Raw genomic sequence first — 17,682 nt, forward strand, 5'->3', positions numbered from 1 at the left:
ATGTCAGATACCCATAGCTGCTCTGGCCGTACAATTGGCAAGTCTTCAATCAGATTTTTATGTTTGCGAAACCGATGATGTGAATTAGTAGTTACACGATAACTTTTCTTAGGATAAATGCATAAATAATTGGCTTTCAGTATATTAAATAACCTATCTCGTCCTACACCAAGTTCTTTTAAAGGCTCCTGTAAAAGATAATAAAGCTTTCTGGTACCAATTCGTGGCATTTTTAAACGCATAGACTGGACCAGGTCAATTACCTTTAAGGCTGTTTGCTGACGCTGTGTTATAGAACGCTTTTTGCGATAATAGACCTGTCTGCTAACCCCGAGTAATCCACAGGTAGAAACTAATGTTTCTTTGTGTTCTGTTCTAAATTGGTCGATTGCCCGGGTGAGTAGTTTTTTCGTATTGGAATTTGGTATTCTTTTTCAGCCAGGTCTATCATCATATCAAAAATGATAGCCTTCTTATCGGATGTCTCAACCTGCTTTTCTAAAAAAGCTTTTTGCTTTTCCAGGAGCTTGACTTTTTGCTCTAACTCTAAAATCTTTTGTTCAGGAGTTTTAGGCATATTCGATGGCGTTTGATTTTGCCAGTCAAAGGTACCGTATTTACGTAACCACATCGTAACTGTCGAGTGATTTTGTATCCCATACTTACGCGCAGCGGCTACTATCGAAAGCTCTCCACGCTCCACCTCTTTGACTACCCCTAATTTAAAGGACATTGAGTAATCTTTTTGGGTTCGCTTAACATACTTAGTTTCAGGTTGCTCTTGCATAGCTGTACAGTTTGTGTATCGCTATTTCAGGACCAGACAAGTTGTAGAATAAAAAAAGCGCCCTGAATCCGGCGCTTTTTGGCAAATTTCAAAAAATCAAAGTTGCTCCGGCGTTGGATATTCTTCCAGGTGGCGGGCAAGTTCATTTTCATGCGTAAGATCCAGGCGCAGAGGCGTAATCGAAACGTAGTTGTTTTCAACCGCCCAGCGGTCGGTGCCAACTTCGGCAGGTTCGAGGGGCGTAACGGTAAACCAGTAATGCTTACGACCCATCGGATCCATGCCGGGGATGATTTTTCCATCGTAAAGCCGCACCGATTGACGCGTCCAGAGAATCCCCTGTGGTTCGCGCGGCAGGTTTACATTGAATAATCCCAGATCCGGATTTTCCAGCAGCAAGCCAAGCGATTCTTCAACGTAGGGTGCCAACCGTTCAAAGTCGGGATCTTTTTTATCAGCAAATGTACTGAAAGCAATGCCTTTGATCCCCAGCAAAACGGCCTGCTTGGCCGCTGCCAGCGTCCCTGAATGCCACATGGCGTTACCCAAATTGGGTCCCATATTAATTCCGGAAAGTACAACATCCGTTTTGCTCCAAAGGTGGGTGCCGAGCGCTACACAATCGGCCGGCGTGCCGTTTACCCGGTAAGCTTCAATACCCTCAAAAGCAATGGGCGAACGTTTGAAAGATAGGGGGCGTGAAGCCGTAATGGCATGACCCATAGACGATTGTTCGACATCAGGTGCAACTACACGAACCTCTCCAAATTTGGAAGCTACTTTTGCCAAAGCTGCAATGCCTGGGCTGTAAATTCCGTCGTCGTTTGCAATTAATATTCTCATAGCGATCTGAATTCTTTGGTAAAATCTAAAAATGTGCAAAACACATACCAGCGAAAAAATGGTCAGGTATGCTTTTTTGAACCTAACCGTTTTCAAATTAACTGTCCTGATCTATGCCCATCGTACAAATTATCCACAATCCGACTGCCGGAGATGAGGAGCATACCAAGAAAAATCTGATTCAATTGATCGAGTCGCAGGGACTGGAATGTAGATATTCTTCTACAAAAAAACCGGGTTGGGAAAAATTCAAGCCCGACACCGATATGCTCGTACTGGCCGGTGGTGATGGAACGATACGTAAAGTAACCGCCGAATTGCTCAGCAGAAAGCTGCTTGACAAACGTTATCCCATCGGCCTGCTTCCGCTCGGAACAGCCAACAACATTGCCCGCACGCTCAAACTTCATGGAAAATTAGAAGATCTGAGTCAATGTTGGGAAGCGTGCCGCACCACTCCTTTTGATGTGGGGCTGATTCAGGGACTGGATGAGCAACCCGCTTTTTTTCTGGAAAGTTACGGCACGGGGCTGTTTCCAAGGCTCATGAGCGAAATGAAACTGCTGGGCGAGAAGGAGGACGAAACTCCGACCGAAAAAATCAAACGGGCCTTGCGCGTACTCCACACCCTTGTGCTCGACTACCAACCGCGGGAATGTACGTTGTTGATTGATGGAGTCGATCATTCGGGACATTATTTGCTGGTAGAAGTAATGAATACGACTTCCTTTGGTCCAAATCTTTCGCTGGCACCCACGGCTGATCCCGGCGATGGACTATTTGATGTGGTGGTTATTGGGGAAGAACAGCGGGCTGAGTTTGCTTCCTACGTTCAGGATTTGTTGAACGGTCATCCGCTTCCTTTTTCTTATCATACCTTTCGGGGACAAAAAATTGAGATTGAGTGGCAGGGAACACACGCTCACATGGACGATGAGTTGCTACGAAAAATGAAGAAATTTTCAAAAATCTCCATTGAAGTTCAGAAAGGGATTCTGGAATTCATTATTCCGTGAAATTTAGTGGGGGTGGTTTTAGAAAGCCTCGCCAATGGTTGCATAAAAGTTTCCGGGCCCGTAGGGCGACAGGCCATAGTCGAGCCGGACGTTGAGATGGGTTTTCTTTTGTCCGGTAATTCTGAGGCCCATGCCGTAGGTATACTTTGGTTTTCCGAGCCGGATGAGATCACGCTCGTCGCCCAGAAATCCAACAGCGCCAAAGCCCGTAAGGCCAATGAATCGCCACACTTCCCAGCGGAGTTCGGCTTGTCCGAGCAAGGCGTTTTTGTCCCGGAAAAAACCTTCATATACGCCTCGCATTTTCTTTTGACCACCCAAAAAAGACAGTTGGCTGAACGGCACCTGTTTTCCCAGCACCGAACTTGCTACGTAATTGGTGGCAAGTACCAATTTTCTGTTGACCGAGAAGTAGTTGGCAACGTCCAGATTCAGACGGGTGAAGGTATGATCAGCGCCAAAAATGGGGGAAGTTGGCAAAATATACAGTTCGCCAAAAAGGCCTTTTCGTGGATAAAAAACTGAGTCACGTGTGTCGCGCAGGAGCGAAATTCCCAGGCTCGACGTACGACTGAATTCGCTGCCCGTGATACGACCCGTAGCGAGCTCACCGCCTGCTGCCCGGCCCGTAACGTTGTAGTTTTCAAATTGATAGCGAATACCCGCATATGTATTAGGTGCCACAAGGCGAGAGGCCAGCAGGCGTATGCGAGGAAAAGTTACGTCAAATCGCTCCTGCTCCACGCGGTTTTCGCCGATGCCGTAGTAAAAATAGTTGAACTTATACCAGCCGTTTTCTCCGTTGAAATAGTATCGATTGGAATCATAAAAAATACTAAACGGCACGAACAGCAGAATCTGTTTATTTTGGGTAAAAGTGGCTCCAAAGGTAACCTGCGAGGGTTTGGCTGAGGGAACATCACCCGCAAAACCAAAGGTAGCAGTGCCCGCAATGCCACCGCCCCAACGGGTTTCGGGCAGGCGGAAGAGAACCGGTAACGCAATGAATTTTAAATCCCGGAGACCTGTGGGAACAACCGTATCAGGCGGAGTTTGTGGCTGTGCATAAGAAAAGAAAGAGGATTTCAAAAAAGCTCCCAAAAGAAGCAAGGTGTACAAACGCATACAAATCAGATTTACCTTATGTACGTAAGATCCGGGCTAAGGGTTGCCAAAGCTACCAGACTTTGACCTTACGAACGAAACATTTATCTATAAAAAATACCAAAACTCCTGCGACTGCCCTAATTTTGCGCCCGATTCCCGATTCATTATTTACTTTTTTACTACTTATATACGATGGACTACCGCATAGAAAAAGATACGATGGGCGAGGTGCAAGTGCCTGCGCATGTGTATTGGGGCGCGCAAACGCAGCGCTCAATCATGAATTTTCCCATTGCTCAGGATATTAACAAGATGCCAAAGGAAATTATCAAAGCCTTTGCCTATCTCAAAAAAGCAGCCGCGCTGACGAACTACGAAGCAGGAGCTTTGCCCAAAGAAAAAAGTGACCTCATTGGTCAGGTGTGTGACGAAATCCTGACGGGTGCCCTCGACGATCAGTTTCCGTTGGTGGTGTGGCAAACGGGCTCAGGTACGCAGTCAAACATGAATTGTAACGAGGTGATTGCCTACCGTGGACACGTGATGCAGGGTGGTGAGCTTGCCGACAAACAAAAGGCTTTGCATCCCAACGACGATGTAAATAAATCGCAGTCGTCGAATGACACTTTTCCGACGGCGATGCACATTGCGGCTTACAAGATTTTGGTTGAAGTAACGATTCCCGGCATTACCAAACTTCGTGATACGCTCAGAGCCAAGGCTGAGGCGTTTAAACATGTAGTAAAAATTGGCCGTACGCACTTCATGGATGCCACTCCGCTGACCCTCGGGCAGGAGTTTTCGGGCTATGCCTCGCAGCTCGACCACGGCCTGCGGGCGATCAACCACACCCTGGCACATTTGTCTGAACTGGCCTTGGGCGGAACCGCCGTTGGCACGGGCATCAATACGCCCGAAGGCTATTCCGAAAATGTAGCAGCGCATATTGCGGCACTTACGGGTTTACCTTTTGTAACAGCCGAAAACAAATTTGAGGCTCTTGCCGCCCACGATGCGATTGTAGAAGCTCACGGCGCGCTGAAAACCGTAGCGGTCAGTCTGATGAAAATCGGAAATGATATCCGGATGTTGTCGTCGGGGCCGCGTTCGGGTATTGGCGAAATTCATATTCCTGATAATGAGCCCGGTAGCTCGATTATGCCCGGTAAAGTAAACCCAACGCAGTGCGAAGCGATGACGATGGTTGCGGCGCAGGTGATGGGCAATGACGTGGCGATCAGCATTGGTGGCTCTAACGGACACTTTGAGCTGAACGTATTCAAACCTTTGATGGCCTATAACTTCCTGCACTCTGCCCGTCTGATTGGCGATGTATGCGTATCGTTCAACGATAACTGTGCCGTGGGCATTGAGCCTCTGCACGAGAACATCAAAAAGCACGTCAACAACTCGCTGATGTTGGTAACCGCTCTTAATACTAAAATTGGCTACTACAAAGCTGCGGAAATTGCCCAAACGGCGCATAAAAATGGCTCAACGCTGAAAGAAACCGCCGTAGCTCTTGGCTATCTCACGCCCGAGGAGTTTGACGAATGGGTAAAACCGGAAGATATGGTGGGGAAGATTGATTTGTAATCCAGCTGGTTAAGCACAAAAACCTCATCTTCGGGTGAGGTTTTTGTGTGTAAAGGCTTTTAATTTAAAAAGCTATTCTTCACTTGCTTATGTTATGCGCGTTCAGGCTTGGCGTCGATACAAGTAGGGATAGTTCTTTTCGCATTTCATGAAATTTTTATAAAAATATAGTTACAAATATTTTTTTTCGCTTGCTAAATTTACTACCTGACTTTATCAATAAAAATCAGAAAATGGCACAAAATAGGGAGTTGTCGAGTGAAGAGCGTGAAGAGTTGCTCGGTACGTTAAAGGCTCGATTTGACAAAAATAAAAAAAGGCATGAAGGCCTTGACTGGTCGGCTGTGCAGGCAAAACTGGAAGCTAATCCGGAAAAGCTGTGGTCGCTGCATGAAATGGAATCAACGGGTGGTGAGCCGGATGTGGTAGCGCTGGATCAGGAATCGGGTGAATATATCTTTTTTGACTGCGCTGCTGAAAGTCCCAAAGGCCGCCGAAGCGTATGCTACGACCGGGAAGGGCTGGAATCCAGAAAGGATTTTGCTCCTGAAAACAATGCAGTGGACTGGGCTGCTGACATGGGGATTGAGCTTTTGTCGGAAGAAGACTATCGTCGGCTGCAAACGCTTGGAAATTTTGACACTAAAACATCAAGCTGGATACAAACCCCCGCGTCAATCCGAAAGTTAGGCGGAGCGCTTTTTGGTGATTTTCGCTACGGAACTGTCTTTATTTACCACAACGGCGCGCAGTCGTACTACGCTGCACGTGGTTTCAGAGGTTCACTGAGCGTATGAAATTTTCTGTTGGTGCGATAAATCAGAAACTATGAATTCAGTAGACGAATACATTTCCTCTTTTGCGCCTGATATTCAGAGCAGACTTGCCACGTTGCGACAGCTTTTTTTTGAGATACTTCCGCATACCGAGGAAAGTATTCGCTACAACATGCCCGCCTATACAGTTGGGAAATTTCATTTGTATTTTGCTGCTTATAAAAACCATATTGGCTTTTATCCCATCTATGGACTCCCCAAACTCGAAGAAGAAATTGCCCCCTACAAAGCCAAAAAAACCAAAGACAGCCTTCATTTTTTACATAATGAACCGCTGCCTTTGGATTTGATTAGAAAGATAATTGTCTCAAAGTCAAAGGATTAGTTTATTTTTTAATTGCCCTAAAAAACACACCTCAAAGCGCATGATCAGCCGGTAAATCTACTCCTTTCCATACTTTTTGTGCGGTCCATTCGGCAGCCGGCTCAGCCCAAAAGGGATCCGTAGCCGGGAGGCCGAGGGGGAGCAGCGCCGTAGCGCATAGGTACAGGCTTCCGGTAGAAATGTAGCCCTCGCCCAGAGCCGGTTGCGCACCGTAAAGCCCGATTCGGAGCCATCCATTGGCATCAAACGTATCCTTATTTTCGGTAGTTTTGCGGATCACGGCTGTCAATGCCGGACGCACTTGCGATGGTTTTACATCTTTGGGCAGTTTGTTAGCCAATGCCATAGTTGCCAAATGCTGAAACGCACCGGCCCGGTAGCAGATCGAACGCCCAATCACCGGGAAAGTGCCATCCGGTGCAATGAGCCTTTCCTGAATAGCCGCGTAGCGAACGGCTCGTTTGGTAACGTCTTCCAGCATGGGTTTATAAACCGTTTCTTTCGGGGCCACGACGGTCAAAATATCATACAGAAAGGGTTGAATGACGTAGCTGTTGTAGTAATCCCAATGAAAAGCAGGGCCGTCGCCATACACCCCGTCACCTTTATACCAGTTTTCGTGTTGACGCAGGGCATAATCGAGCCGCATTTTGTCATATTCGTAGCCGTATTTGACAAAAAATGCTTCAATCATTGCACTGAAAAGCAGCCAGTTATTATAAAAAGGCCGTATTTCCCGACTCGAACGCAAGGCATTTACCACATTGGTTTTTGTTCCTTCCGGCAGCGACTCCCACAGCCGTGGTGCCCGGATCAGTCCGTGCGCCAGAAAGGCAGCATCTACGACGGGTTGAGCACCTTTATTAAAATTTAGAAAGTCTTTTGCCTGCGGATTGCTTGCATTGGCCAGGGCATTTTGGGTTAATGAAAAATAGGTATCGTTTAGTTTTTTTTCAGCGGAATCAGAAATATCCGACAGTTCCAGCCACGGCCCGATGCCCGCTAACAGCCGTCCAAAGGCTTCGAGATGTGTATATTGCGGCCGGTCTTTGGTTTTTCCTTCGACGGGCATAGTCGCTTTTAGCGTATCTTTTGCCAGGTTTTTGAGCACCGGCCCGGCAAGTTGATCCAGGTGCGTAAGCCAAAAAGCGCGGTCGGAGGGAGGAGGTGGAGTAAAGTTGCCAAGCGAACTCACACCCGCAAGCCCGAGGGTTTTTAGAAAAATTCTTCTGCTCATACCGGGTTCATTTTTAGTAGATTAGTATATCGAGTTCAGTTTAATGGGCACGCTTTTCATTTTTATAACATTCCAGTAATTCATCTACCATCTTGGGCGCTCCGATATAAAATGGCGTGCGCTGATGCAGACTGACGGGTTTAATATTCAAAATAGCCTCCTGCTCGTTGACTGCCAAACACCCGGTTACGCCCGCAAGGAAAGCCAATGGATAGCATTCATACAGCAGGCGGAGTTTCCCGTCCGGATTTTTTGATGTAGGTGGATATAAATAAATTCCTCCTTTGAGCAGATTGCGGTGAAAATCAGCCACAAGCGAGCCAATGTAGCGGGCCGAATACTGTCGTTGTCTGCAAACGGTCAGATATTTTTTAACGGCCTCATCGTAGGAGTCGAGATTGCCGTCGTTGCATGAATAAATGGTCCCGTTTTTTGGACTTTTAATATCAGGATGCGATAAAATAAATTCACCCAAAGAAGCATCATAGGTAAATCCGTTGACACTATACCCGGTGGTGTAAACCAGCATCGTAGAAGAACCATACAGAATATAACCCGCAGCCACCTGCTCGTGGCCGCCCTGCATGAAATCTTCTACGGAAGGCTCGGAACCGACGGGTGTAATGCGGCGATAAATGGAAAAAATAGTCCCGATCGATACATCCACGTCAATATTCGACGAGCCGTCAAGTGGGTCAATGGCTACCACGTATTTGCCGTTGTTGTGGCCCGTAAACAAAATCCCTTCTTCCTCTTCCGAAATAAGCGCGCAAACTTCTTTGCCATTGGTGAGCGCCCGCCGAAAACGCACATCTGCAATGACATCGAGTTTTTGCTGCGCTTCGCCCTGTACATTTTGCAGGCCAACTTCTCCGGTAAGGTCTATCAAACCGGCCCGGTTGACCTCCCGATGCACGATTTTGCCGGCAAGGGCAATGTCGCGCAGAAGTTGAGAAAGCTCGCCGGTTGCAAATGCAAACGCGTGCTGCCGGTGCATGATGTACCGGTCGAGCGTGGTGCCAACGGGCAAAACTTCGGGGTGAGCGGGAGCTGTTTTCATAGAATCAGGATCTCATTTTTGATAATGGAGTAGCGGATGTTCGGTATATTTTCTGGAATATATATCAGATACATACATAGACGATGATTTTAACAGACTACCGGACTATCCGTTGCAAACCTTTTCTTTAAACTACTGCTTATTGACTTAGTTTACCACCGGTGCTACCTGCTCAGGCGTGGTAATACCGCCGGGAAGTTCCAGAATACGGATGTTGCGAAAATGAATTTCCGAACCCTCAGCTTCCAAACAAATGTAACCTTTCTTGCGCTCCGATTCCCGCAGACCATTGACAAATTTTCCGTTCACCGACAGCTTCACGGTGCCGTCTACACACACGACCACGTACTTGTTCCATTGGCCTTTGCCGCGGCATCTTTTTTCCAGCGATTTACTGCGAGTGCCGCGTGGATTATCCGGAATCGCCTTCATGCCCATTGTCGGAAATAGCTCTCCGTGTACGTAGGCATCGGTTTGGTTGTGCTGCGAAGCCCATTCCAGTTCAAGCATCTGAACCTCAATGGCTTTGGTCAGTGGGTCGTTTTCAAAGGGCGTGCCTTCACTCCACACAAATACCCCCGAATTTCCGCCCGCTTCCATGTGTTTCCATTCAATTTCCAGAATGAAGTTTTCGTACTGTCGGTCCGTACGCATCACGCCAATAGGTTTTCCGGTGCTTATCAAAACTCCTTTTTTTACCTTCCAGGTGTCTTCTGCCGTATTTACATTGACCCAACCATCCAGATTTTTCCCGTTAAACAGTGGGCTGAAAGTAAGTTTATCAAATTCAGATTGCGCATGAAGCGGTAAAAAAAGAAGCCAGAAACCAGTCAGTAAAAGGCTGTTCAGTAAAAATTGTGTATAATATTTCATGAAAAAAACCGTAGAAATGAACATATAAAAACTCTTTACATAAAAGTACTTTTTACCGGTCAATACTGCACGAAGCAGATGGAAAAGTCAGAAAGCAGGCCATTCTTTTCACTTGATTGAAGTACATTTAAAACCGGTTACTTGAATCCAAAAATTTTACGTCAAATGAAAAAATTACAAATACTACTTGCCGTCGGCGCTCTGTGGCTGAGCGGAAATAGAACACAGGCTCAGGCGTTGGAAAAGGTTGAGTTGTCGGAAGCCTGGAAAGAAAAAATTGAAAAACTTGCTCCCGAAAAAACAACTTTTCCCAGCAAGAAAAAGCATAAAATACTGGTGTTCTCGCTCTTTACAGGTTTCAACCATTGGGTAGTGCCGCATACGAGTGCCATGATTGATATTTTGGGCACCAAAAGTGGCGCCTTTGAAGTGGTTCAAAGCGATGACATACGGATGTTTGAGAAAAATACCCTCAAAAAATTTGATGCCGTCGTACTTAACAACAACTGTTCGATCAACCCGCGACGTGATTTATTTTATGATAAACTGATCGAAAATAAAACTATGACCGAGGCGGAAGCCACCGCTAAATCGAACGAACTGCAACAGAATTTGCTGAATTATGTACGCAAAGGGGGAGGTTTGCTGACTTTGCACGGAGGCGTTACGATGCTCAATAAATCAGAAGATTTTAGCGAAATGGTTGGCGGGAGCTTTGATTACCACCCGACACAGCAGCCGCTGAACGTAAAATTGGCTGACCCAACTCACCCGCTTGTAAAGGCATTTGATGGAGAAGGATTTAGCCATATTGATGAGGCGTATATGTTTAATATGGCATACAAAAACCTGAATTTTCATCCCTTGATGTACCTGAAAACCAGTGAGATAAAAGGGTTGAAAGGCGAGAATCCGGAGGATAAAAAATACATTGCCTGGATCAAGCGCTACGGAAAAGGGCGAGTGATGTACGCTTCACCGTCGCACAACGCCCAAAGTTTTGAGAACCCAAAACTGCTCAGGTTTTTTCTGGATGGCATGCAGTATGTTGTTGGTGATGTTGCCTGTGACGAAACCCCGCTGGGAACAGCTGCGCAAATGCCATAAAATTTGAATGTGTAGAGACGTAAAATTTTACGTCTCTACCAATAATATCGTTTATTTGATTGCTGGAAATTTTGATAATTTCTGCAATTCCTGATCGTTTAGTGCGCGATCAAAAACAGCAAGACCACCGATTTTTCCCTTAAAAAAATTACCCATTCCTGATTTTATCAAAACGGACCCGACCGTAAAATCGGAGCCATTATTGCCCATGCCATCCGGAAAATAAAGGGGATTTTTGGATTGGGTAAGGCCTTCGGGATATCCTTCAAAACCGAGCGTGTGCTGAATCAACTCAGGCTCGCGCGCCTCAAATTTTCCATCAAGATACGACCGAATGTAGGTACCGTCGTAGGTAAAGGCCACGCAGCTCCATACCTCCGCCGGGACGATTTGCGGACTTGCGGAGTAGTCGATGGAATAGGGAAATGGCGGGGTTGGCTTGCCTGTTTTTGAAATATGCCCGCATACCTGATTCTTTCCATTGTAGTAAGGCAACGACACAAAAAGCCCGTATTGACGCTTGCCGCCACCCAGATATTCATTCCACATGCCTCCTACAAAACCCGTTTGCTCGCCCGTCCACTTCACCCATGCCATAACCGTCACGCCCTGATTGGGGCCGTGTATATTGAGCTTTCCCGTTTTTTCGTGAGGCAACGACAAGAAACTCTTCCCGTCAAATGTTGCTGAATAGCCGGAAATCGGCCCTTCTTCGCTTCGTGGAATTTTCCCTCGTTCTTCCCGGAGGGGAAATTCTCCTTCACCCGCTGCCAAACGAGCTTCGCCTTCTTTCTCCTTAAAATCCCATAGCGCTACAAGTCCGGGGGTTGAGAGAATGGTTTTTCTGTACTTTTTCTGCATTTTTTGCTGGGCAAAGGCTGGGATTGTTAGCAGCAGGCATATGCTGAATAATAAAGTAGTCAAACGTTGAGTTAGAGACATAGTTGAAGAAAATATTGGATCAAAAAATTCAAATGAATGTAAGCGGAAAAAGATTCCTTGTAAAGACTAGCTCAGTCGAGTACTACATAGAAATAGCTTCAAGTGTTAACTATTTACTTCTATTTTGTGCCGTATATTTTTTACTTGATCCATTCTTGGATAACAATGTAGGCATCCTTTACCTTTTGGTGCAATGCTGAAATCAACCAGGATTGGCAAATTTCTCTGCATTAAATTTCTCTGAATCTCCCCGCGGGATAGACGGCGAGATCCATGCCGCGCCCCGAAGCATTTTACCAATGAAAAGCAATTGCCCCACGTGAGAGGCATAGTGCGCCAACTGCCGGTTGATGGCATCGACCACGCTATGCTGTTCATTGCGAATGAGTACAGATTTGGACAAATCTTCTTCGGTCAGTGATTGTAGACTGCTGAGCAGACAATTCCAGCCGTCGTTCCACTGGGTCATGAGTTGTTCGCGGTTGTGAGTGTCGTTGTCAAATTCTGCTTCCCGCTGTCGCCAGGGTTTTTCTCCGTCGGTTGTCAAAAAGTCTGTCCATCGTGAAAGCATATTACCCCATAAATGCTTGACAATACTGGCAATACTATTGCTTTCGACGTTGTATTGCCAAAAAAGTTCTTCGTCAGAAAGCTGTTCCAGAGTCCGTTCGCCCAGTTTTTTATAGGCTTCAAAATGACCTATTGCGCTTTCGAGGTAGGTTGTTTTCATGGTGACTTTTTTCTAAATACCCGTGTTGCCAGGCTAAAATTCCATGTTCCTGAAATAGTACTTTTTATCTTCTTCCGTAATATTCCGCACTACCCGGCACGGATTTCCGAAGGCGATTACGTTGTCGGGAATATCTTTGGTTACGACGCTGCCTGTGCCGATGACGCTGTTGCTCCCAATCGAAACTCCCGGATTAACCACCACATTAGCGCCAATCCACACATTATCCCCAATCGAAATCGGAAAAGCATATTCATATTCCTCATTGCGTAGTTCGTGATGAATGGGGTGCCCGGCGGTGTAGAGCCCTACGTTGGGGGCTATAAATACATGATGACCAATAGTGACCGGCGCGCAATCCAGAATAATGAGGTTGTAATTGGCATAGAAATAATCACCGATGCTGATATTGTACCCGTAATCGCAGCGAAACGGGGGTTCAAAGAAAAAATTCTCCTCCGTTTTCCCCAGCAATTTCCGTAGCAACTCGTTTCGGGCGTCTACTTCGGTGGGACGTAGTGCATTAAAATCAAACAGCACTTCCTTAGCATATTGTCGTTCCCGAAAAAGCTCTTCACCAAAAGCCTGATACGGTTTTCCGGCAAGCATTTTTTCTTTTTCTGTCATAGTTTCTCAGGTTTGGTTTGGACGTAATCCAGGCCTTAAAGAGGTGTATCTACTGGTAAATAACCAAAAATTGAAGCTAAAAAGCAAGCTGTTTTTAGCATTGCGTCAACTCCTTTTCGGCCTTTCAAACTGTCGCTTCACCCGTTTTTTAAATACGTTTCGCCCCCAAACCAATTTTAGAAAAGATAGGAGTTCATCAATTTTGAGCCATAAACAAACGCTAATTAGCTATGAAAACTCTTTTCACTTCTCTTTTATTTGCTACACTTTTAAGTGGCTTTGGTGGAAGTTCGCTGGTGTACGGACAAGTGTCCAAACAGCAGGTTGTGCGTGGCCAACTACGGGACGCAGTCTCTCAGTCGCCGGTGGTTGGTGCTACGGTGGTGGTGGTAGGTTCCAGTCCTTTGGTAGGTACTACAACCGATTCGAATGGAAATTTTCGCTTGTCGTTAGCCTTGGGTCGGGCTACGTTAAAAATTACCTATACGGGCTATGAAGAAGTGCTTGTTCCGGATGTGGTGATCAATGCGGGCAAGGAAGTGATTCTCGATTTGTCAATGACCGAAGCTTTTACCTCTCTCAATGAAGTAACTGTTACCTACAACCGAAACGATGACCCAACGGTCGCCAACAACGAAATGGCGACCGTCAGCACGCGGTCGTTTAGTCCGTCCGAAACCCTGCGCTACGCCGGAAGTTTGGGTGATCCGTCGCGGATGGCGGCCAATTTTGCGGGGGTGAGTGGCGCCAACGATGCCCGAAACGATATTGTGGTGCGGGGAAATTCTCCCGCTTCGGTTCTATGGCGGCTGGATGGAGTCAATATTCCTAATCCCAATCACTTTGGAGCGTTGGGTACCTCCGGAGGTCCGGTTTCGATGCTCAACACGAATTTACTGGCCAAGTCCGACTTTATGTCCGGCGCCTTTCCTGCCGAATATGCCAACGCCCTTGGCTCTGTTTTTGACCTTCGGTTACGCAAAGGAAACGACGAAAAATATGAATATTTGGCTCAAATCGCCTTCAATGGTGTTGAGGTTGGGGCAGAAGGGCCGTACAGCAAAAAATCGAAGGCGTCGTTTCTGGCCAATTACCGCTATTCATTATTTGGACTGATGTCGAATATTGGATTTGAAATTGCAGGAACTCCTTACTACCAGGATTTTACCTTTAAAACGGATGTACCCATTGGCAAGAAAGGAAATCTGAGTGCGTGGGTAATTGGTGGTAAAAGCCGGATTACGTTTCTGGGAGAAGATGTAGATACCGAAACAGGCGACGCCTACGGAGAGGAAAATACCAACACGCGTGTCAACTACGAAACCGGTATGGCGGCTGTGTCGTATGAGCATCGCTTTTCAAATAAAACCGTTGGAAAAATTGTCTTCTCCGCATCCAGAACTTTCGAAGGATTTGAAGGCGATACGGTGATTTATGCTCCTGATTCTAAGGTAGTTTTGCATGAAATCGAAAGTCAGAATGCAGATTTTACCAATGAAAAAATGTCGGTAAATGCTTCTTTTGCCCACAAAATAAGCGCTCGCAGCAAATTATCGGGCGGTGTCATTCTGGATTTCAATCGTTATAATTTGCAGGATAAACAACTCTATCCTACGCAACTTACTACTCGAAATAGCGACGGCCAAACCCTGATTTCGCAAGCGTATGTGCAGTGGAAATACCGACTCAGTCAGGCGCTGACGCTCAATACAGGAATGACGGGAATGCATTATGAACTCAACAATTCGGCTGTTTTGGAACCCCGCATTGGCTTTAGTTACGCACTCAACAGCCGCAGCGCGCTCAACGTTGCGTACGGCCTGCACAGCAATTTGCAACCCCTTTTGCTCTATAATTATCAGACCCAAAATCCCGATGGAACGTACAGCCTGACAAATAAAGATATGGGTTTTACGCGCAGCCACCATTTTGTAACGGGTTATGAACGAAACCTTTCTGCGTCCATTCGACTCAAAGTGGAAGCCTACTATCAATCGTTATTTAACGTGCCGATTTCCAGTACACCCAACTACTATTCGGTACTCGTAGAGGGCGCGAATTTTGCGCCAACCAATCAGGGAAATCTTGTCAATGAAGGCACTGGCCGAAATTATGGCGTAGAAATGACGCTCGAAAAGAGTTTTTCAAAAGGATATTATTTCCTGTTGACAACCTCGCTTTTTGACTCAAAATACAAAGGCAGCGATGGCGTGGAACGCAATACGCCGTTCAACAGCCACTATGTGGTCAATGTGCTGGCAGGTAAAGAAATTGCTTTGGGGCGCAATGGATTGCTGAGCCTGAACTGGAAATTGACTTCCACGGGAGGTCGGTACATCCGGCCCATTGACCTGGCCGCTTCCGAAGTTGCTGGCCGGGCGGTATACAACGACGCAAATGCTTTTTTGCAGCAGCAATCGGGCTATTTTCGGACGGATTTCAAGGTTGGGTATAAACTGAATCGCCCACACGCTACCCACGAGATTGCGATTGATTTACAGAATTTTACCAACAATCAGAATGTTTTTCAGCAAGCCTATAATCCACGCACCAATCGTATCGGAACGGCCTACCAACAAGGCTTTTTACCAATACCTTTTTATCGGCTCACATTTTGATTTTGTTGATGGTTTGGCGGAGTGAAAGCTTCGCCAAACCGTCGGAATTTTACAAAATATTTGTGCGTCAAAGGGCTAAATAGCTGTATATTTAGTACTTAAATTATTCGGAAAATGGAACAGCATACACTTCGTGATCAAAAAGCCCGACTCATCGGAATTCCGCTGCTTAGCTTTATGATTGCCTTTTTCAAGCATTTTGATGCGTTTTTGGCGCTGAACGGCTCCGAAATTTTCCATAATCTGAGTACCTCTTTCCTAACCACCCTTTTTCTTTGGGAAGGCAATCGGTTCATATTTATCCAATCCCGAAAATATTTTCCAAACTATAACCAAACCGCCCGGAGGTTGGTGTATCAAACGCTCGTGAGCGTAACGTATACCTTGCTGGCGACACTCCTGATCGACACTGTGTACTGTCAGTGGTTGCTCAATTATCCGCAGGAAGATGGTCTATTGCTGGGTTTTCGCATCAGCCTGATTCCCACGATGATCGTGACGCTGGTGTACGAAAGTGTGTTTTTCTTTCAGGCCTGGAAACATAACATTCAAAAAACTGAGTCGCTCGCTCGTGAAAATGTACAGTCGCAGCTCGACGCGCTGAAAAATCAACTGGACCCGCATTTTTTGTTTAATAGCCTCAATACCCTGGCCGCTTTGATTGAAGAAGAAAATCTTCCGGCCCAAAAATACCTGGAACAACTCTCGGACGTCTATCGCTATGTGTTGCTGAGCCGCGAGCGAAATACGGTTACGCTCGAAGAAGAAATGGCTTTTCTGGATGCTTACATTTATTTGAATAAAATGCGTTTTAGAGAAAATCTGAACGTAGAAACTACCCTTACTTCCGCGGATTATCGGCAGCACGTAGCGCCGCTGAGCGTGCAAATGCTGGTAGAAAATGCCATCAAACATAACATTGTTTCGAAAGATAATCCACTCAAAATCAGGATTTTTAAACAAAATAATTACCTGCATATTGTGAATAATTTGCAGGAGAAAAAAACCTTTGAAAAATCTACCAAAATAGGCCTTCAAAACATCATCAATCGGTATAAATTATTGACCGATCAGCAGGTCGAAATTTTGACCAACGAGTGGCATTTTACCGTCCGACTTCCCCTAATCTCATGAAAGTTCTTGTAATTGAAGACGAATATCCGGCAGCTGAACGCCTGTCGCGGATGATTCAGAAAACCGACGAACGGATGCAGATTGTGGGTGTTTTGGAAAGTATTGAAGCTGCCAAACGCTGGTTCGCTACGAACGAAGCGCCCGATTTAATTTTCTCTGATATTCAGCTTTCAGACGGGCTGAGCTTTGTAATTTTTGATGAAATCGATATTCAAAGCCCCATTATTTTCACCACTTCCTACGACGAATATGCCATTAAAGCATTTAAAGTAAAAAGTATTGATTATCTGCTCAAACCGATCAAACAGACTGAATTGGCGGCGGCTATTCATAAATTTCGCTCGCTGACCGGCGCTGCTGAAAGTCGGGACTATTCGCTCAAAATTCAGTCGTTACTGGACGCGCTGCCGTCTGCCGGACGAAAGTACAAGGTGCGTTTTTTGGTAAAACAGCAGGAACAACTTATGCCAATTCATGAAAATGAAATTGCCTATTTTTTTACTGCCAATGAACTCGTGTGCATGGTTTGTCATGATAATCAGCAGTTTCTGGTAGACTACACCATGGAAGAGCTCGAAAAAATGCTCAATCCGGTTCATTTTTTTCGCCTGAATCGTCAGGTCATTGCGGCCCTGCCTTCGGTGCGCAAAATACATAAGTACTTCAACGGCAAGCTCAAACTTGACCTTTCTCCGGTACCGGCTCAGGAAATTATCATCAGCCGCGACAAAGCCACTCGCTTTAAGGAATGGGTGGAAGGCTGAGTAGCTTACTATCTCAACCAAAGCTGCAAATATGAGATTATAATAATTACGAAGGGTTATTCAGGATTTTTCTATATTGG

At 46.0% G+C, this 17,682-nt stretch carries 17 protein-coding genes and 1 pseudogene; 8 read left to right on the plus strand and 10 right to left on the minus strand.

All coding sequences use genetic code 11. From position 1 onward, the window contains the following. The 3 genes and pseudogenes from EZE20_RS24330 to surE form a co-directional block, all read right to left on the minus strand. A pseudogene (locus EZE20_RS24330) lies at positions 1-242 on the minus strand (IS3 family transposase); the annotation flags it as partial. Between the two features lie 110 nt (positions 243-352). Further along, on the minus strand, positions 353-787 hold the full coding sequence (locus EZE20_RS17890) for a transposase (RefSeq protein ID WP_132120211.1): 435 nt from the start codon (positions 785-787) through the stop codon (positions 353-355). A gap of 96 nt (positions 788-883) precedes the next feature. Further along, on the minus strand, positions 884-1,630 hold the full coding sequence (surE, locus tag EZE20_RS17895; protein ID WP_132120213.1) for a 5'/3'-nucleotidase SurE: 747 nt from the start codon (positions 1,628-1,630) through the stop codon (positions 884-886). 113 nt (positions 1,631-1,743) lie between these two features. On the opposite strand from surE, the gene EZE20_RS17900 reads away from it, so the two are divergent. Next, a complete protein-coding gene (locus EZE20_RS17900) occupies positions 1,744-2,646 on the plus strand; it encodes a diacylglycerol/lipid kinase family protein (protein WP_132120215.1) in 903 nt (300 codons plus the stop codon). An 18-nt stretch (positions 2,647-2,664) separates the two neighbouring features. Here the strand turns inward: EZE20_RS17900 and EZE20_RS17905 are convergent, their stop codons facing one another. Further along, positions 2,665-3,771: a BamA/TamA family outer membrane protein gene (locus EZE20_RS17905; protein WP_132120217.1), complete on the minus strand. Its 1,107-nt coding sequence runs from the start codon at positions 3,769-3,771 to the stop codon at positions 2,665-2,667. A gap of 174 nt (positions 3,772-3,945) precedes the next feature. Between EZE20_RS17905 and fumC the strand changes: the two genes are divergently transcribed. From fumC to EZE20_RS17920, 3 genes are all read left to right on the plus strand, one after another. Beyond that, positions 3,946-5,349: a class II fumarate hydratase gene (fumC, locus tag EZE20_RS17910; RefSeq protein WP_132120219.1), complete on the plus strand. Its 1,404-nt coding sequence runs from the start codon at positions 3,946-3,948 to the stop codon at positions 5,347-5,349. 233 nt (positions 5,350-5,582) lie between these two features. Beyond that, entirely contained in the window at positions 5,583-6,146 is a 564-nt protein-coding gene (locus EZE20_RS17915) for a DUF4256 domain-containing protein (protein WP_132120221.1), read from the plus strand. Positions 6,147-6,177: 31 nt separating this feature from the next. Beyond that, on the plus strand, positions 6,178-6,510 hold the full coding sequence (locus tag EZE20_RS17920) for an iron chaperone (RefSeq protein WP_132120223.1): 333 nt from the start codon (positions 6,178-6,180) through the stop codon (positions 6,508-6,510). A gap of 31 nt (positions 6,511-6,541) precedes the next feature. On the opposite strand, the gene EZE20_RS17925 is transcribed toward EZE20_RS17920, so the two are convergent. The 3 genes from EZE20_RS17925 to EZE20_RS17935 all read right to left on the minus strand — a co-directional run bounded on the left by EZE20_RS17925 (position 6,542) and on the right by EZE20_RS17935 (position 9,680). Then, positions 6,542-7,747, minus strand: coding sequence for a DUF2264 domain-containing protein (locus EZE20_RS17925; protein ID WP_132120225.1), 1,206 nt, complete (start codon positions 7,745-7,747; stop codon positions 6,542-6,544). A gap of 40 nt (positions 7,748-7,787) precedes the next feature. Next, positions 7,788-8,807: a class 1 fructose-bisphosphatase gene (fbp, locus tag EZE20_RS17930; protein WP_132120227.1), complete on the minus strand. Its 1,020-nt coding sequence runs from the start codon at positions 8,805-8,807 to the stop codon at positions 7,788-7,790. Positions 8,808-8,954: 147 nt separating this feature from the next. After that, positions 8,955-9,680, minus strand: a complete 726-nt coding sequence (locus tag EZE20_RS17935) for a 3-keto-disaccharide hydrolase (RefSeq protein WP_132120229.1) — start codon at positions 9,678-9,680, stop codon at positions 8,955-8,957. Between the two features lie 165 nt (positions 9,681-9,845). On the opposite strand from EZE20_RS17935, the gene EZE20_RS17940 reads away from it, so the two are divergent. Then, positions 9,846-10,787: a ThuA domain-containing protein gene (locus EZE20_RS17940; protein ID WP_132120231.1), complete on the plus strand. Its 942-nt coding sequence runs from the start codon at positions 9,846-9,848 to the stop codon at positions 10,785-10,787. 51 nt (positions 10,788-10,838) lie between these two features. On the opposite strand, the gene EZE20_RS17945 is transcribed toward EZE20_RS17940, so the two are convergent. From EZE20_RS17945 to EZE20_RS17955, 3 genes are all read right to left on the minus strand, one after another. Continuing rightward, the gene (locus EZE20_RS17945) at positions 10,839-11,729 is read right to left on the minus strand and encodes a LamG domain-containing protein (RefSeq protein WP_132120233.1); all 891 of its coding nucleotides are present in this window, start codon (positions 11,727-11,729) and stop codon (positions 10,839-10,841) included. A gap of 202 nt (positions 11,730-11,931) precedes the next feature. Further along, the gene (locus tag EZE20_RS17950) at positions 11,932-12,459 is read right to left on the minus strand and encodes a DUF1572 family protein (RefSeq protein ID WP_132120235.1); all 528 of its coding nucleotides are present in this window, start codon (positions 12,457-12,459) and stop codon (positions 11,932-11,934) included. Positions 12,460-12,492: 33 nt separating this feature from the next. After that, entirely contained in the window at positions 12,493-13,086 is a 594-nt protein-coding gene (locus tag EZE20_RS17955) for a sugar O-acetyltransferase (RefSeq protein ID WP_132120237.1), read from the minus strand. Positions 13,087-13,316: 230 nt separating this feature from the next. Here EZE20_RS17955 and EZE20_RS17960 point away from each other — a divergent pair, with 230 nt between their 5' ends. From EZE20_RS17960 to EZE20_RS17970, 3 genes are all read left to right on the plus strand, one after another. Continuing rightward, positions 13,317-15,704, plus strand: a complete 2,388-nt coding sequence (locus EZE20_RS17960; protein WP_132120239.1) for a TonB-dependent receptor — start codon at positions 13,317-13,319, stop codon at positions 15,702-15,704. Positions 15,705-15,818: 114 nt separating this feature from the next. Continuing rightward, positions 15,819-16,838: a sensor histidine kinase gene (locus EZE20_RS17965; protein WP_132120241.1), complete on the plus strand. Its 1,020-nt coding sequence runs from the start codon at positions 15,819-15,821 to the stop codon at positions 16,836-16,838. Then, positions 16,835-17,602 (plus strand): LytR/AlgR family response regulator transcription factor, encoded by a 768-nt coding sequence (locus EZE20_RS17970; protein WP_132120243.1) that lies wholly within the window; start codon positions 16,835-16,837, stop codon positions 17,600-17,602. Before EZE20_RS17965 ends, EZE20_RS17970 begins: the two co-directional genes overlap by 4 nt. Positions 17,603-17,682 lie beyond the last annotated feature (80 nt).

The sequence above is a fragment of the Arundinibacter roseus genome (assembly GCF_004348825.1).
GTDB classification, from domain to species: Bacteria; Bacteroidota; Bacteroidia; order Cytophagales; family Spirosomataceae; genus Arundinibacter; species Arundinibacter roseus.

Bases quoted from the DNA above. Each gene is read 5' to 3' on its own strand.
- EZE20_RS17900 (WP_132120215.1), top strand. From the start codon at position 1,744: ATGCCCATCGTACAAATTATCCACAATCCGACTGCCGGAGATGAGGAG.
- surE (WP_132120213.1), bottom strand. From the start codon at position 1,630: ATGAGAATATTAATTGCAAACGACGACGGAATTTACAGCCCAGGCATT.
- EZE20_RS17960 (WP_132120239.1), top strand. From the start codon at position 13,317: ATGAAAACTCTTTTCACTTCTCTTTTATTTGCTACACTTTTAAGTGGC.
- EZE20_RS17945 (WP_132120233.1), bottom strand. From the start codon at position 11,729: ATGTCTCTAACTCAACGTTTGACTACTTTATTATTCAGCATATGCCTG.
- fbp (WP_132120227.1), bottom strand. From the start codon at position 8,807: ATGAAAACAGCTCCCGCTCACCCCGAAGTTTTGCCCGTTGGCACCACG.
- fumC (WP_132120219.1), top strand. From the start codon at position 3,946: ATGGACTACCGCATAGAAAAAGATACGATGGGCGAGGTGCAAGTGCCT.
- EZE20_RS17935 (WP_132120229.1), bottom strand. From the start codon at position 9,680: ATGAAATATTATACACAATTTTTACTGAACAGCCTTTTACTGACTGGT.
- EZE20_RS17890 (WP_132120211.1), bottom strand. From the start codon at position 787: ATGCAAGAGCAACCTGAAACTAAGTATGTTAAGCGAACCCAAAAAGAT.
- EZE20_RS17905 (WP_132120217.1), bottom strand. From the start codon at position 3,771: ATGCGTTTGTACACCTTGCTTCTTTTGGGAGCTTTTTTGAAATCCTCT.
- EZE20_RS17925 (WP_132120225.1), bottom strand. From the start codon at position 7,747: ATGAGCAGAAGAATTTTTCTAAAAACCCTCGGGCTTGCGGGTGTGAGT.
- EZE20_RS17965 (WP_132120241.1), top strand. From the start codon at position 15,819: ATGGAACAGCATACACTTCGTGATCAAAAAGCCCGACTCATCGGAATT.
- EZE20_RS17970 (WP_132120243.1), top strand. From the start codon at position 16,835: ATGAAAGTTCTTGTAATTGAAGACGAATATCCGGCAGCTGAACGCCTG.
- EZE20_RS17920 (WP_132120223.1), top strand. From the start codon at position 6,178: ATGAATTCAGTAGACGAATACATTTCCTCTTTTGCGCCTGATATTCAG.
- EZE20_RS17915 (WP_132120221.1), top strand. From the start codon at position 5,583: ATGGCACAAAATAGGGAGTTGTCGAGTGAAGAGCGTGAAGAGTTGCTC.
- EZE20_RS17955 (WP_132120237.1), bottom strand. From the start codon at position 13,086: ATGACAGAAAAAGAAAAAATGCTTGCCGGAAAACCGTATCAGGCTTTT.
- EZE20_RS17950 (WP_132120235.1), bottom strand. From the start codon at position 12,459: ATGAAAACAACCTACCTCGAAAGCGCAATAGGTCATTTTGAAGCCTAT.
- EZE20_RS17940 (WP_132120231.1), top strand. From the start codon at position 9,846: ATGAAAAAATTACAAATACTACTTGCCGTCGGCGCTCTGTGGCTGAGC.